The sequence below is a fragment of the Lysobacter hankyongensis genome (assembly GCF_039543145.1).
GTDB lineage: Bacteria > Pseudomonadota > Gammaproteobacteria > Xanthomonadales > Xanthomonadaceae > Lysobacter_I > Lysobacter_I hankyongensis.
Genome location: NZ_BAABJE010000007.1, coordinates 194,246 through 208,628 on the forward strand (window position 1 = coordinate 194,246; position 14,383 = coordinate 208,628).

Annotated in this window: 15 protein-coding genes; 6 read left to right on the plus strand and 9 right to left on the minus strand. The window is 67.0% G+C overall.

The features are described from left to right. Positions 1-61 precede the first annotated feature (61 nt). The 5 genes from ABD974_RS09015 to ABD974_RS09035 all read right to left on the minus strand — a co-directional run bounded on the left by ABD974_RS09015 (position 62) and on the right by ABD974_RS09035 (position 4,477). Positions 62-2,296 carry an XVIPCD domain-containing protein gene (locus ABD974_RS09015; protein ID WP_345302978.1) on the minus strand — a complete coding sequence of 745 codons (2,235 nt, stop codon included), beginning with the start codon at positions 2,294-2,296 and terminating at the stop codon, positions 62-64. A gap of 177 nt (positions 2,297-2,473) precedes the next feature. Then, the gene (locus ABD974_RS09020) at positions 2,474-2,935 is read right to left on the minus strand and encodes a hypothetical protein (RefSeq protein WP_345302979.1); all 462 of its coding nucleotides are present in this window, start codon (positions 2,933-2,935) and stop codon (positions 2,474-2,476) included. Between the two features lie 69 nt (positions 2,936-3,004). After that, on the minus strand, positions 3,005-3,499 hold the full coding sequence (locus ABD974_RS09025; RefSeq protein WP_345302980.1) for a peptidylprolyl isomerase: 495 nt from the start codon (positions 3,497-3,499) through the stop codon (positions 3,005-3,007). 110 nt (positions 3,500-3,609) lie between these two features. Then, on the minus strand, positions 3,610-4,101 hold the full coding sequence (locus tag ABD974_RS09030) for a macro domain-containing protein (protein ID WP_345302981.1): 492 nt from the start codon (positions 4,099-4,101) through the stop codon (positions 3,610-3,612). A 145-nt stretch (positions 4,102-4,246) separates the two neighbouring features. Beyond that, entirely contained in the window at positions 4,247-4,477 is a 231-nt protein-coding gene (locus ABD974_RS09035; protein WP_345302982.1) for a hypothetical protein, read from the minus strand. 120 nt (positions 4,478-4,597) lie between these two features. Between ABD974_RS09035 and typA the strand changes: the two genes are divergently transcribed. The 6 genes from typA to ABD974_RS09065 all read left to right on the plus strand — a co-directional run bounded on the left by typA (position 4,598) and on the right by ABD974_RS09065 (position 10,637). Beyond that, positions 4,598-6,445: a translational GTPase TypA gene (gene typA, locus ABD974_RS09040; RefSeq protein WP_345302983.1), complete on the plus strand. Its 1,848-nt coding sequence runs from the start codon at positions 4,598-4,600 to the stop codon at positions 6,443-6,445. A 24-nt stretch (positions 6,446-6,469) separates the two neighbouring features. Next, positions 6,470-6,955, plus strand: a complete 486-nt coding sequence (locus ABD974_RS09045; RefSeq protein WP_345302984.1) for a DUF2127 domain-containing protein — start codon at positions 6,470-6,472, stop codon at positions 6,953-6,955. A 14-nt stretch (positions 6,956-6,969) separates the two neighbouring features. Further along, entirely contained in the window at positions 6,970-7,461 is a 492-nt protein-coding gene (locus tag ABD974_RS09050) for a DUF2127 domain-containing protein (protein WP_345302985.1), read from the plus strand. 88 nt (positions 7,462-7,549) lie between these two features. Continuing rightward, positions 7,550-8,323 (plus strand): sulfite exporter TauE/SafE family protein, encoded by a 774-nt coding sequence (locus tag ABD974_RS09055; protein ID WP_345302986.1) that lies wholly within the window; start codon positions 7,550-7,552, stop codon positions 8,321-8,323. 140 nt (positions 8,324-8,463) lie between these two features. Then, the gene (locus ABD974_RS09060; protein WP_345302987.1) at positions 8,464-9,804 is read left to right on the plus strand and encodes a S41 family peptidase; all 1,341 of its coding nucleotides are present in this window, start codon (positions 8,464-8,466) and stop codon (positions 9,802-9,804) included. Between the two features lie 56 nt (positions 9,805-9,860). Continuing rightward, positions 9,861-10,637, plus strand: coding sequence for a hypothetical protein (locus ABD974_RS09065; RefSeq protein ID WP_345302988.1), 777 nt, complete (start codon positions 9,861-9,863; stop codon positions 10,635-10,637). A gap of 89 nt (positions 10,638-10,726) precedes the next feature. Here the strand turns inward: ABD974_RS09065 and ABD974_RS09070 are convergent, their stop codons facing one another. The 4 genes from ABD974_RS09070 to ABD974_RS09085 all read right to left on the minus strand — a co-directional run bounded on the left by ABD974_RS09070 (position 10,727) and on the right by ABD974_RS09085 (position 14,339). Further along, entirely contained in the window at positions 10,727-12,121 is a 1,395-nt protein-coding gene (locus tag ABD974_RS09070) for a class II 3-deoxy-7-phosphoheptulonate synthase (protein WP_345302989.1), read from the minus strand. Positions 12,122-12,171: 50 nt separating this feature from the next. Beyond that, positions 12,172-12,678 (minus strand): disulfide bond formation protein B, encoded by a 507-nt coding sequence (locus ABD974_RS09075; RefSeq protein ID WP_345302990.1) that lies wholly within the window; start codon positions 12,676-12,678, stop codon positions 12,172-12,174. A 222-nt stretch (positions 12,679-12,900) separates the two neighbouring features. Next, a complete protein-coding gene (gene rplQ / locus ABD974_RS09080) occupies positions 12,901-13,272 on the minus strand; it encodes a 50S ribosomal protein L17 (RefSeq protein ID WP_137851381.1) in 372 nt (123 codons plus the stop codon). Positions 13,273-13,340: 68 nt separating this feature from the next. After that, positions 13,341-14,339, minus strand: coding sequence for a DNA-directed RNA polymerase subunit alpha (locus ABD974_RS09085; protein WP_345302991.1), 999 nt, complete (start codon positions 14,337-14,339; stop codon positions 13,341-13,343). Between the last annotated feature and the right edge of the window lie 44 nt (positions 14,340-14,383).

The window sequence follows — 14,383 nt, forward strand, 5'->3', positions numbered from 1 at the left end:
AACACGAAGAGAGCGCCGCAAGGCGCTCTCTTCGCATGCGCGACGCGTGGGCGTCACGCCATCAGCGTCTCTGCGCGACCGCCAATTCCGGCGTCTCCTGGGTGTGCGGCGCAGGCGTATCCTGCGTGCGCGGCGCCTGCTCGGGCGGGGCCGGCGTGTCCTGCCGCTGACGCCCCAGCTGGGCGAAGCTGTCTTCGGCAGGCGTCTGCACTGCCGCCTGCGTCGGCATCGCCGCCACGCGGTGCGCGGGATCGTCGAGCGCGCCCTGCACGATGATGACGTTCTCGCCCTGCCCCACGGTGCCGTTGCCGGTGCTCAACAGCACATGATCGATGCGCATGTCGTTCTGGCGGGCCAGCAGGGTCAGACTGGCGGCCAGCGATTCGCTGGCGCCGTCCGGCGGGCGTCCGAGCGAGGCGTCGAGACGCTGGACCGCGCCGGAAGCCTGCCGGTACAGGGCATGATCCGGATCGTCGGGCTGTCGCGGATCGGCGCTCGCGCGCGGCAAGGTCACCGGCGACGACAGCGGCGTCGCATCCGGGACCGCCGGCGTCGCCACGGAACGCTCGACGGGGGCAGCTTCGGTGCGGACGGCTTCGGAACGGGCAGGATCCGTGCGGGCAGGATCCGTGGGAGCAGGATCGGCGGCCGCACGCGTGTGTTCGAACAACGGTGTCATCGCACGATCGCGCAGGGTCAGATCGCCCGGGAGCCGCGGATCGTGTCCGTTGGCTTGCGCACGCATCGACAACGTCAACAACGTTTCCGACAGCGCGCCGCTGGACTGTATCGGCGCGACGAAACCGGCGCGGAACACTTCCTCCGGGGTCTGCGCCGCGGCCATGCGCTGCAGGACACTGCCCGGGTCGGCAGTGCGCATGCCGAACGGCTGATCGCGGCGCGCGTCGATATAGGCCAATGCCTGCGGGTTGATGCTGCCGAGTTCGTCGCGCGCGAGATCGCGCATCCGCATCAGGTCGCGATCGGTGAAACGCATGTCCGCAGTGGTGCCGGCCGGCAGATCGGCGGCGTAATCGGCGCCGGAAAAAGCGGTTCGCATGTAGCTGGCCGCGGCCGGATGCATGCCGGTCAGCGCCACGCGCCACGAGCGGCTGGCCTCGTCGACGCTGCCGTCGGGCCGGGTCTGCGCGGTGACTTCGTAGGCGTCGCCGTTGGGGCGCTGGCCGCTGACGCGCTGCTCGCCGCTGCCGTCCTGCCAGCGGGTGGACGCATTCTCGTAACGCCAGTCCGAGAGCGTCGCCGCCCACGAGATTGGCCCGAGGTTGGCCTGCGCCGTGGTCTGGCTCTGCGCCTCCACCTGTCTGCGCTCACCGGCCTGCGGCACGCCCGGACCGGCGCGGTCCGGCACGAAGCCGGTCTGCATGAACTGCCGGTACGCGTCCTGCCCTTCCGGCGTGCCCAGATCCATCCGCGCCACCGAGAGGCGCTCGTCGGAAAGGCGTCGTTCGTTGCCGATACCGACATTGACGCTGGCGAGACCCAGGCCGAGATAGGCCTCGCGCTCCACCGCGGCGATGGCGCCGGTGGTCACTTCGACCATGTTGCCTTCGAGACGGCGCACGCCGAAGCCCTGCCCGCGCAGTTCGGTCAGGCTTTCGTTGCCGCGCACCATCCGGTAGGACGCCGCGAACGCGGTGCCTTCCAGCGACTCGCCGCGCATCACCACCGATGCGCCGGCCGGCATCGACAGGGGATCGAGCGGATTGGGTGCCGCGCGCAGATCGCCCGCGGCGATGCGCGCACCCAGTTCCGGCGGCACCACCGCTTCGTAACTCAAGCGACCGCCGCTGAACTGTTCGGCCGAGACCGATCCGCGAAAGTCCGGGCCGCGCACGGCCCATTGCGCGGCCCGCGGCCAACCGTCGACGCGATCGCGGACGCCGTCGGGCAGCACGTCGAAACGATCGGCGTAGCGATACAGCCGATTCAGATCGGTGCGCCCGTAGGCGGCGCCGATCTGGCTCAGCAGTTCCACCGACATTTCCAGCACCTGGGTGCGCTCGCCGCCCGGGCCGACACGGACGCGCGACAGCGCCACCTCGCCGCCGGCCTCGAAATTCTGCCCGCCGCTGACCGGCAGCACGCCCGGGACGCCGAGGCCACCGAGCGGCGTCGTGAAATTGACCTGGGTGCCGGGATTCAGCGCCGCGGCGACGGCTTCGCGCGGCAGCGCCTGCGCCAACGCGGCCGCGGCGGCAAGATCGGCCGGGCTCATCTGCGCCGGCGGTTCGTAGCCCAGCCATTGCATCACGCCGCGCAGTTCCCGCGGCGTCATTCTGGTGACATCGACCGACCCACCGGGGGACGGTGTCGTGGTTCTATCGTCCGGATCCGCCATCCCAGCCTCCGATCGGAAATCGATGGCCCGGAGTATAGCCAGACAGCCGCCCGCCGATCATCGGACGATCGGCCGGTGCCCGGCGCCGGCCTCAGCCGACGCCGGCGCTGCGGATCACTTCAGCTCGTAGCCTTTTTCCGCGGCCAGTTGCTTCAACGCATTGACCTGCACGACCAACTGCGTATTCCCCTGCGTGATCTTGATGGCGGCGTCGTTCATCATCATGCTGTTGTTCGCCGCGAGCGCCGCACGCACCGCGCGCGCGCCTTCGATGCTCGACGCCAGACTCTGGTTGAGCCCATCTGCGATCTTCGCCACTTCCGGCGTCTTCGCCTTGAACGTGGCCAATGCGGCGGTGTTCTTGTCCATCACCGCAATCCACTCGTCCAGGATGGTGATGCGCTCCTGCGTCGTCTTCGCCGCGGCGAGACGCTGTTCGATGCCGCTCGACACCGGATCGCGGATCACCGCGGCGGCATGTCGATCGAAAGCTTCGAGATCGGCGACCACGGGATCCCGGGTGCAACCACCGAGCAGAACGAGAGAGACAACGAGAGCGGAAAGGAGGCGCTTCATGACGATGGTTCCCGGAGGAGGATGAAACGCTGCGCGACGCGCTCGCCGCGCAGCGGAAACGACGATGGATCAGGCGGCGAGAATCTTGTTCCACTCCGCCACGCGATCGGCCTTGGCGGCCAGCGCGGCCTCGGCGTCGCCTTCGATCTTCAGCGACTTGATGGTGTCGCCCTGACGGATGCTGTCGACGACGTCCATGCCTTCGAGCACCTTGCCAAAGACCGTGTGCTTGCCGTCGAGCCAGCCGCAGGGGACGTGGGTGATGAAGAACTGGCTGCCGTTGGTGTTGGGGCCGGCATTGGCCATCGACAGCACGCCGCGCTCGTGACGGACGCCATTGTTGGCTTCATCCTCGAACCGGTAGCCCGGGCCGCCGGTGCCGCGCCCCTGCGGGCAGCCGCCCTGGACCATGAAATCGGCGATCACGCGATGGAAGATCAGGCCGTCGTAGAAGCCGCGCTGGGCCAGATTGACGAAGTTGGCGACGGTCAGCGGCGCCTTGTCGGCGTGCAGTTCGATGCGGATCGGGCCGCGGTCGGTGTCGAAGTGGGCGATCAGGCTCATGGCGGGCTCCGGAAGGGGCGGATATGGACGAAAAAACGGGGCAACACCGTACCACGCCCGCCCTCCTCGGCGAACGTGGCCGGTGCGCCCCAAACCGGATCCGGTGCGGATCAGAGCATTTCGTCGGCGACCACGCCCGCCCGATAGGTGGCATAGACGAAGACCGGAATGCCGGCGTCGGCGAGGTATTCGTGGATCAGCGGACGCACGTCCTCCCAGTCCAGGCCGCCGACCCCGGTGGCGAGCCGCGGAATGGCAAGACTCGCGATCTTCTGGTCGTCGATCTCCGCCCGCAGCGCCTTCAGGGCATGGCGGACATGCTGCAGGCTGGCCTTGCCCGGCTTGCCACCGTGATGGCCTTCCGCACCGTCCTGGGTGAACAGGTTGACGATGCGCCGGCCGTCGGCCCCGGTCCAGGTCCACAGACTGCCGCTCTTCGGGTGGGTGGACTGGCAGTAGTGGCGGAAATCCTTGTACAGCGCCGGCGCATGTTCGCGCAGCGACAGCGCCAGACCGGTGTGGAAGTCGTCGTTGGGGGCCACGCCATGCGCGATGGCCTGGGCTCGGGTCTTGAGGATGTCGCCGCTGGTTTCCTGGATCATGTGGCCGCCTGTGGGCTGTTGGGAATGACCACAGACTCCCACGTGAGGGCCCACCGCGCCTTGTCGCGGGGCAGGCGCGCGGACCAGGGAAAGGACTAGAATCGGAAGGTTTGCAGCGACGACCGCAATGGCTGCGGTGGATGGATCAGCGGCGGCGGTGCGCCAGCAGCGAAATCACCATCCCCGCCCAACCCAGCGCAGCCATGCCGCCACCGACAATCAGCAGCGGCAGGCGCAGTGCGGCTGGCAGGGCCTGCGCCAGCGATGCGTCCGGCGCGAACTGCATCACCAGTCCCACCGCCAGCAGCGCAACACCGAGGACATCCAGCAGGAGCAGGCCGATCGGCGGCTTCCAGGCGGTCTTGGCGGGGTGCATGCGACGCGGTCTCCTGACTCTGAACAGGGGAAACCGAGCCATTGCTCCCGGTCAGCGGCTATAATAGTCGGCTTCCTTCACGAAAATCAGCGTCCGGCCACCTCCGGGCGCGCATTCGCCATGTCCATTGAACGCCTGCGCAATATCGCCATCGTCGCCCACGTCGACCACGGCAAGACCACCCTCGTCGACCAGCTGCTCAAGCAGTCCGGCACCCTGAACGAGCGCGCCGTCGTCCCCGACCGGGTGATGGACAGCAACGATCTCGAAAAGGAACGCGGGATCACGATCCTGTCGAAGAACACCGCGATCCGCTGGACCAACCCGAAAACCGGCGAAGTCTGGCGCATCAACATCGTCGACACCCCGGGACACGCCGACTTCGGCGGCGAAGTCGAACGCGTGCTGTCGATGGTCGACTCGGTGCTGATCCTGGTCGATGCGATGGACGGCCCGATGCCTCAGACGCGCTTCGTCACCCAGAAGGCGTTCGCGATGGGTTTCAAGCCGATCGTCGTCGTCAACAAGGTCGACCGCCCCGGCGCCCGCGCCAGTTGGGTGCTCGACCAGACCTTCGATCTGTTCGACCGCCTCGGCGCCACCGACGACCAGCTCGATTTCACCACCGTCTACGCGTCCGGCCTGCAGGGCTACGCCGGCATGACCGAAGACGTGCGCGGCGGCGACATGACCCCGCTGTTCGAAGCGATCTGCGACCACGTGCCGGCGCCGCCAGTCGATCCGGACGGCCCGTTCCAGATGCGCGTGACCTCGCTGGACTACAACAACTACGTCGGCATCATCGGTGTCGGCCGCATCCAGCGCGGCAAGGTCAAGACCAATCAGCAGGTCACCGTGATCGACCGCGAAGGCAAGACCCGCAACGCCAAGGTGCTGCAGGTGCTCGGCTTCATGGGCCTGGAGCGCATCGAAGTGCCGGAAGCCTCGGCGGGCGACATCATCGCCTTCAGCGGCATCGAGGGCATCGGCATTTCCGACACCCTGTGCGCGACCGATGCGGTCGAACAACTGCCGGTGCTCGCCGTCGACGAACCGACGATCTCGATGACCTTCCAGGTCAACGATTCGCCGTTCGCCGGCGTGAAGGACCGCAGCGGCGGCAAGTTCCTGACCTCGCGCCAGCTGCGCGACCGCCTCACCCGCGAAACCCAGCACAACGTCGCGCTGAAGGTGGAAGACACCGCCGACGCCGACAAGTTCAAGGTCAGCGGCCGCGGCGAACTGCATCTGTCGATCCTGATCGAAACCATGCGTCGCGAAGGCTACGAACTCGCGGTGTCGCGTCCTGAAGTGATCATCCGCGAGATCGACGGCGTGATGCAGGAACCGATCGAATCGCTGGTCGTCGACATGGAAGAACAGTTCCAGGGCGGCGTGATGGGCCGCCTCGGCGAGCGCAAGGCGCTGCTGCAGAACATGGAACCGGACGGCAAGGGCCGCGTGCGTCTCGACTACATGATCCCGGCGCGCGGCCTGATCGGCTTCCAGACCGAATTCCGCACGCTCACCGCCGGTACCGGCCTGCTGTTCCACGTGTTCGATCATTACGGCCCGAAGACCGAAGGTTCGATCGGTCAGCGTCAGAACGGCGTGCTGATCTCCAACGGCACCGGCAGCTCGCCGGCCTACGCGCAGATCGCGATGCAGGAACGCGGCCGTCTGTTCATCGAGCCGGGCGAGGAAATCTACGAAGGCCAGATCGTCGGCATCAACAGCAAGGACAACGACCTCACGGTCAATGCCCTGCGCGGCAAACAGCTGACCAACTTCCGCGCGTCCGGCAAGGACGACGACGAAGGTCTGATCCCGGCGATCAAGTTCTCGCTGGAGCAGGCGCTGGAATTCATCGACGACGACGAACTGGTCGAAGTCACGCCCAAGCAGATCCGCCTGCGCAAGAAGTTCCGTCTCGAAACCGACCGCAAGCGCGCCTCGCGCTCCGCCTGATTCCGGGAGCGTCGGTCGCTTTTCATGCCGCACAACGCGACAGGCACGTCAGCCGCACCGTCGTCGCGGACGGTACGGGCCATCGCGCTGATCGAATGGCTGAAGGGCGCGCTGGCCCTGATCGGAACCTCGGCCCTGCTCGCCGTCGGCGCGCAGGGCGTGAACCATGCCTTGGACCGGCTCGCGAAGCTCGCGCCCTACGACGCGGTGCATCGCGCGATTGCAGCGGTGATCCGGCATGTCGACGGCGGATCGGTGCTGCTCATCGCGACGTTTCTCGCCGCCTACGCCGCACTGCGCTGCGTCGAAGGCTGGGGATTGTGGCGCGGCCGCGCCTGGGCCTCGCTGCTCGGCGTCGTGTCCGTCGCACTGTATCTGCCGTTCGATCTGTACGCATGCTGGCGCGACCCCGGCGCGGCGTCCGCCGCCCTCGTGGCGGTGAATCTGGCGATGCTGTGGATCCTCGCCCGGGACCTTGCGGCCCGCCGCCGCGCAGCCCTCTCTTCCTGACTCGCGATCTCCGCATGCGCCCGACGTCCGTCTACGATCCCAGCCCACGTGCGCATCCCGGGCTGCATGTCATCGCGTTGATCGAACTCGGCAAGGGCATGCTCGCCAGTGCGTCCGCGATCGCGCTCGCTGCGGTCGGCCCGGCGCCGATCCGTGCCGTCATCGCCAGCGTGGGCGAGCGTCTGCATTTCGATCCGCACCACAGCGCGCTCGGCCGTCTGCTCGTCCACATCACACCGGATACCGTGCTGCTGGCGGCAACCGCCATCGGCGTCTACGCCGCGCTGCGTTTCGTGCTGTTCTATGGGCTGTGGCGGGTGCGCGCCTGGGCCTCGTGGCTGGGCGCATTCGCGGCGGCGCTGTATGTGCCGTTCTGCGTTTACGCACTGTGGCGATATCCCGGCTGGCCCACGCTCGCGGTATTGATGCTCAATCTGGCGATCGTCGGCGTGCTGGTGCGCGATCTGATGAAACGTCGCCGCGCGGCCCGCCTCGCCGCGCCCTGACTCGCCGCGCGCCGATACGCCTGCCGGCGCCCGCGGCGCCCGCCTACAATGCCGGCTGTTTTCCGCCCGATGCGAGCGCCGGCCACCGATGGATCTCGATCTCACGCTTTGGCTGCTCACCGCGCTCGCAGGCTTCGCCGCGGGGCTGATCGACAGCATCGTCGGTGGCGGCGGCCTGGTGTTGACGCCGGCGATGTTGAATCTGCACCCGCAGTTGCACATCCTGCAGGCCATCGGCACGCAGCGGACCAGTTCGATCTTCGGCACCAGCGTCGCGGCCTGGAATTATCTGCGCCGGATCCGGGTGGAAGGCCGCATCCTGATCCCGGCCTGCATCGCCGCACTCAGCGCATCGGCGGTCGGCGTGCAGCTTGCGAAACGCATCGATGGCGAAATCCTGAAATGGACGGTGCTCGCGATCTGCGTGCTGCTCGCGCTCTACACCGTGTTGCGCAAGGACCTTGGCCTGCGCGAAGAGCGCCGTTTCCACCCGAAGCACGAATCGCTCGCCGCGATCGCCATCGGCGGCGCGACCGGTTTCTACAACGGGCTGATCGGCCCGGGCACCGGCACGATCATGGTGTTCGCCTTCGTCAGTTTCCTCGGCCTGGATTTCCTGAAATCGTCGGCGGTGTCGAAAACCACCAATGTCGCCGCCGATCTCAGTTCCTGGACGGTGCTCGCATTCGGCGGCTACGTCATCTGGGTACTGGCGATTCCGCTGATCGTCGGCAACATGATCGGCAGTTGGATCGGCAGCCATCTGGCGATCCGACGCGGCCAGGGGTTCGTGCGCGCGGTGTTCCTTGTCATCGTGCTCCTGCTGATCGCGCGCCAGGCGTGGCAACTGGCGACCGCCTGAGTGCGCCGGAGATCGCGCCGGCAAGCGGAGACCCCCTGCCATCGGTCATGGTCACATTCGCCGCGGATCGCTGTCGTGTGGACATGCGAACCGGAAGCGAACCCGCTCGCCCCTCTCTTGTCCCGGAAGGAACATCCACCATGACATCCCGCCTCTCCCGCACGTTGCTTGCGTTTGCCCTGACCGCGCTGCTGACACCTGCGGCCCATGCAGACGCACCGACCGGACCGGCGGCGTCCGCCGACATCCGCGCAAAGGACACGTTCGACATCGTCTGGGCCCGCCTGCAGAGCAGCGGCTTCAAGGGCGAACACGAACAGCTGGACTGGGCAACGCTGAAAGCCGAACACCAGCCCGACATCGAGAACGCGAAAGACATCGCCGCGCTGCGCAGGGAAATCAACGAACTGCTGCAGGATCTGCGGGCATCGCATCTGGTCCTGATCCCCGCCGAAGCGATGCCGCAGGCCGGCAAGCCGTTCGAGGTCGGCAACGGCGAACTGGGCATGCGCCTGACCATCGTCGACGGGCGGTTCCTGGTCGAACAGGTGATCGATGGATTCCCGGCCCAGCGCGCGGGCATCCGCCCCGGCTGGGTGGTCGAACGTATCGGCGATTTCGATGCCGTATCGACGCTGACCTCGCTGTCGAAGGCGTCGCCGGACGCCGCGCGCCGCGGCTCGACCATGCTGCAACTGCACGCCAACGATCTGGTCGACGCGGTGAGCCCCGGCGCACGGATCGCGCTGCAGTTGCGCGACCTCGCCGGCGAGACGCGCGATCTCTCGCTGACCGCGGTCGCCAATCCCGACATACAGACGGTCTCCCTGCCCGGCCTGCCGCCGATGCCGCTGCGATTCACGCAGCGCAAGCTCTCCGCCCGCGATGGCGACTGCGTGCTCTATGTCGAATTCAACCAGTGGGCGATGCCGGTCTACGATCGATTCGTCGCGGCCCTGCGCGAACACGGCGGCTGCCGCGGCGTGGTGATCGACCTGCGCGGCAATTCCGGCGGGTTGATGGCGTCGATGAGCGCCGTCGGCGGATTGTTCTTCGACAAGCCGGTGTCGCTCGGCACGCTGATCACCTCCGGCGGCGACCTGAGGCTCACCGCGCTGCCGCGACAGGTGACCGACGATGGCCGCGATGTGCGTCGTTTCTCCGGGCCGCTGGCGATCCTGACCGACCGCGCGTCGGTGAGCTGTTCCGACATGTTCCCCGCCGGGATGCAGGCGCTGCAACGCGCGCGCATCTTCGGCGACACCAGCGCCGGCATGGCCCTTCCGGCCGGCGTCGCCCCGCTGCCGTCCGGCGACCGCCTGATGTACCCGATGGCCGATTACGTCGACGCCAAGGGACGCCGCATCGAAAGCATCGGTGTCATTCCCGACGCGCCCAGCGCCCCGACCGCGGCCGCGCTGCGCGCCGGCCGTGATCCTGCGCTGGACGCTGCACTCGCATGGATCGGCGAGGCACAATGATCCATCCCCGTTCCCTTTCTCCCGTCCGCATCCCTTCCCCGACCCCGGAGTCGCCCATGACACGCTTCGCCCGCACCGCCCTCGCCTTCGGCTTGGCGCTCTCTCTCGCCCCGCTCGCCCAGGCGGCGGATCTCCCCGACGCCCGCCGGCTCATCGACGCGCACATCGCCGCCACCGGCGGCAAAGAGGTCTACGCCAAGTACGGCGAAGGCACCACCAAGGTCCAGATGGAGATCGTCGAGAACGGCATGAAACTCGACATGACCCTCTACGGGCGCGGCAGCGATCGGCTCTCGGTCATGTCCATCCCGGGCGCCGGCGATTTCCGCAGCGGCTACAGCGGTGGCGTCGCCTGGGGCATGGACCCGATGAACGGGCCGCGCCTGCTCGAAGGCAAGGAGCGCGACCAGCAGATCGAGCAGAGCGATGCGCGCATCGCGCTGCACGACCCGGCCGTGATCGCCTCGGCCAAGACCGTCGGCCTGTCCGATTCCGAAGGCCGGCCCTGCTACCGCGTCGAGATCAAATGGGTGTCCGGTCGTGAAAGCGCCGAGTGCTACGGCACCGAGGACGGACTGCTGCTGTCCAGCGAAAGCACGGTCACCACACCGATGGGCGACCTCAAGCAGGTCAGCCACATGTCCGATTACAAGGCCTTCGGTGCGATCAAGGTTCCCGCCAAGACCAAGAGCCAGGCCGCGGGCATGACCCAGCTCATCACCATCGTGTCGATCGATCCGACCGCACCGGACGCCACGCTGTTCGCGCTGCCCACCGCGATCGACGCGCTGGTGAAGAAGCAGACGGGCACCCAGGCAGGCAGCGAGAAGTAAGCCGCAACGCTGCCGAATCGGCGGCAGGCATTCCGCGACACGAAAAAGCCCGCTTGCGCGGGCTTTTTCGTGGATGCTCGATACGCCAATCAGATCGGCGTCGGTGCGTTGATCTGCGCCTGCTTGCGCACGATCAGCATCGCGATCTCCAGCGCCTGTTCGTAGTTGAGGCGCGGATCGACGGTGGTGCGATACGCGCGCTCGAGGTCGATGTCGGTCAACTCACGGGCACCGCCGGTGCATTCGGTCACGTCCTCACCGGTCAGCTCCAGGTGCGCACCGCCGAGGCGGGTGCCGATGGCGGCATGGATCTCGAACGCCTGCTCCAGTTCGCTGCGGATGTTCTCGAACCGCCGTGTCTTGTAACCGTTGCTGGTCGACTCGGTGTTGCCGTGCATCGGATCGCAGATCCACAGTACGCGGCGACCGTCGCGCTTCACCGCCTCCAGCAGCGGCGGCAGCTTGTCGGCGATGCTGGTCGCGCTCATGCGGTGGATCAGACTCAGACGACCCGGATCATCGTTCGGATTGAGGACATCGATCAGGCGCAGCAACTGATCGGGCGTCACCGACGGACCGATCTTGATCGCGACCGGATTGCAGATGCCGCGGAAGTATTCGGTGTGCGCGCCGTCGACCGCCGCGGTGCGCATGCCGATCCACGGAAAATGCGTGCCGAGGTTGAACCAGCCGGCCTGTCGCGGCACCTGGCGGGTCACGCCTTCCTCGTACGGCAACAGCAGCGCTTCGTGCGACGTGTAGAAATCGACGCTGCGCAGGTTGTGGATGGATTCGCCGGACAGCGTCTCCATGAACCGCACCGCGTCGCCGATGCCGGCGACCATCGTCTGGTACTCCTCCGCCAGCGGCGAATGGCCGACCCAGGCGAGGTTCCAGTATTCCGGGTGATGCAGGTCGGCGAAGCCGTCGTCGATCAGGGCGCGGATGAAGTTCATGGTCATCGCCGAACGGGCGTGCCCCTTGATCATGCGGCGCGGGTCCGGGATGCGCGCCTCGGCGTTGAACTCCGGTCCGTTGACCAGATCGCCGCGATAGCTCGGCAAGGTTATGCCGTCCTTCGTTTCGGTATCGGCGGAACGCGGCTTGGCGTACTGGCCCGCGAAACGACCGACACGCACCACCGGCAGGCGCAGGCCGTGCACGAGCACAAGGCTCATCTGCAGCAACACCTTCAGGCGGTTGGAAATGACTTCCGGCGTGCAGTCGCCGAAGATTTCGGCGCAATCGCCGCCCTGCAGGAGGAAGCGTTTGCCTTCCTGCGCATCGGCGAGTTGATGCTTGAGATTGAGCACTTCACGCGACGTGACCAGCGGCGGCAAGGCATGCAGCTCGTTCAGAACGCCTTCCAGGGCGGCGGCATCGGGATAGGTCGGCTGCTGCAGCGCATGGCGTTGGCGCCAACTGGCGGGCATCCAGCCTTGGGGGGGCGAAGCGACGGCTTGGAGCGTTTCGGGGCGGGTCATGATCTCGTCCTGTGGGGGTAGGGCGATGGCGGGGAAGAACGCAGATGCCGTCAGCGCGAACGATAGCCGGCGTAGACGGCCCAGATGGCCAGCAGCAGGAACCACACGAGACTCCATGCCGGCATCGACAGGCCCAGAAAATCCCAGTCGACCTTGGCGCACTCGCCGGAGCCGTTCAGCACCTTGCTGATCGTCTGCGTGAAGGAATTGGTTTCCCAGATGAAACCGAGCGGCGGGCCGCATTCCGGCACCTGATCCGGCGGCAAGGTGGTCAGCCAGACGTGTTTGCCGGCGATGTAGGTGCCGACCCCGGCGGGAATCAGCGCCAGCAGGCCGTAAAGCCGACGGCCGCGGACACCCTTGGGCCCGTGCAGCGCGCCGATCAGGAACACGAGACCCAACGCGGCGAAGGCGATGCGCTGGAAGATGCACAGCGGGCACGGAATCAGCCCCCACTGGAACTGCGAGAAGATCGCGAAACCGATCAAGCCCGCGCAGGCGAGAAACCCCAGAAGAAACTGCGAACGGTAGGACCAGCGGAAAGGATTCGGTTGCATGGGCACGTCTGCGTGATGGGTTCCGGAAGAATGACCGCGGCGACCGACGGCGGTTCCCTTCCCGGGTTGAAGCGCGGCTCCGGAATTCGCGAACCGCGGGGGATTTCCGGCTCCACGATAGCAAAAACCCCGGCGGATGCCGGGGTTTTCTCGGAGCGACTACGCAGACGATCGCGTCTGCACAGCCTTCGACCGGGCGATCGCGCGGCCGGCAGAGCGCGATCAGGCCGCGGCTTCAGGGCGGTCGACCAGCTCGACGTAGGCCATCGGAGCATTGTCGCCGTCGCGGAAGCCGCACTTCAGGATGCGCAGATAACCGCCCGGACGCTCGCGATAACGCGGGCCGAGGGTGGTGAACAGCGTGCCGACGGCCTCCTTGTCGCGGAGACGGGCGAAAGCGAGCCGGCGGTTGGCCACGCCGTCGATCTTCGACAGGGTGATCAGCGGCTCGGCGACGCGACGGAGTTCCTTGGCCTTCGGCAGCGTGGTGCGGATCAGGCCGTGCTTGATCAGCGAGGCGGCCATGTTGCGGAACATCGCTTCGCGATGGGCGCTGGTGCGGCTGAATTTGCGGCCGGACTTCTGGTGGCGCATGGTCGTGGTTCCTGGTTATCCCCGGCACCCTGTGCCGGAATCAATTTTCGAAAAAGTTGGACCGGTGCTCAGCCCAGCATGCCGTGGGCGGCGATGCCGGCCGGCGGCCAGTTCTCGAGCTTCATGCCGAGCGAGAGGCCGCGCTGCGCGAGGACTTCCTTGATCTCGGTCAGCGACTTCTTGCCGAGGTTCGGGGTCTTGAGCAGTTCGACTTCGGTCTTCTGGATCAGGTCGCCGACGTAGTAGATGCTCTCGGCCTTCAGGCAGTTGGCCGAACGCACCGTCAGCTCCAGATCGTCGATCGGGCGGAGCAGCAGCGGATCGATACCGGTGGCGGCCGGCTTCGCGGCACCGCGGTCGCGGTGGGTGAAGTCGCCGAACACCGACAGCTGATCGGTCAGGATGTCGGCGGCGGTGCGCACGGCTTCCTCGGCGTCGATCGTGCCGTTGGTTTCGATGTCGAGCACGAGCTTGTCGAGGTCGGTACGCTGTTCCACGCGGGCCGCTTCGACTTCATAGGCCACGCGGCGGACCGGCGAGAACGAAGCGTCGAGCATCAGGCGGCCGATGGCACGGGTCTCTTCGTCCGGGCGGCGACGGGCAGCGGCCGGCTGGTAGCCGAAACCGCGCTCGATCTTCAGACGCATGTTCAGGGCGGCATCCTTGGTCAGGTGCGCGATGACATGGTCGGTGTTGAGGATTTCGACGTTGTGGTCCGTCTTGATGTCGCCGGCGGTGACCACGCCCGGGCCCTGCTTGTTCAGGCTCAGGGTGGACGATTCGCCGGTGCCCATCCGGATCGCGACGTCCTTGAGATTCAGCAGCACTTCCAGTACATCTTCCTGCAGGCCTTCGACCGTGGTGTACTCATGCAACACGCCGTCGATCTCGACTTCGGTGATGGCATAGCCGGGGATCGAAGACAGCAACACGCGGCGCAACGCGTTGCCGAGGGTGTGGCCGTAACCACGCTCCAGCGGCTCGATCACAACCTTGGCGCGGTTGCCGGCAAGGCGCTCGATCTGCGGAGCGCGCGGACGCAGGACCTGGTTGGCGGATACCGTCATCTTGTGGTGTCTCCTGGAGCCGGGGCCTCGCGGCCGCGGCGGTG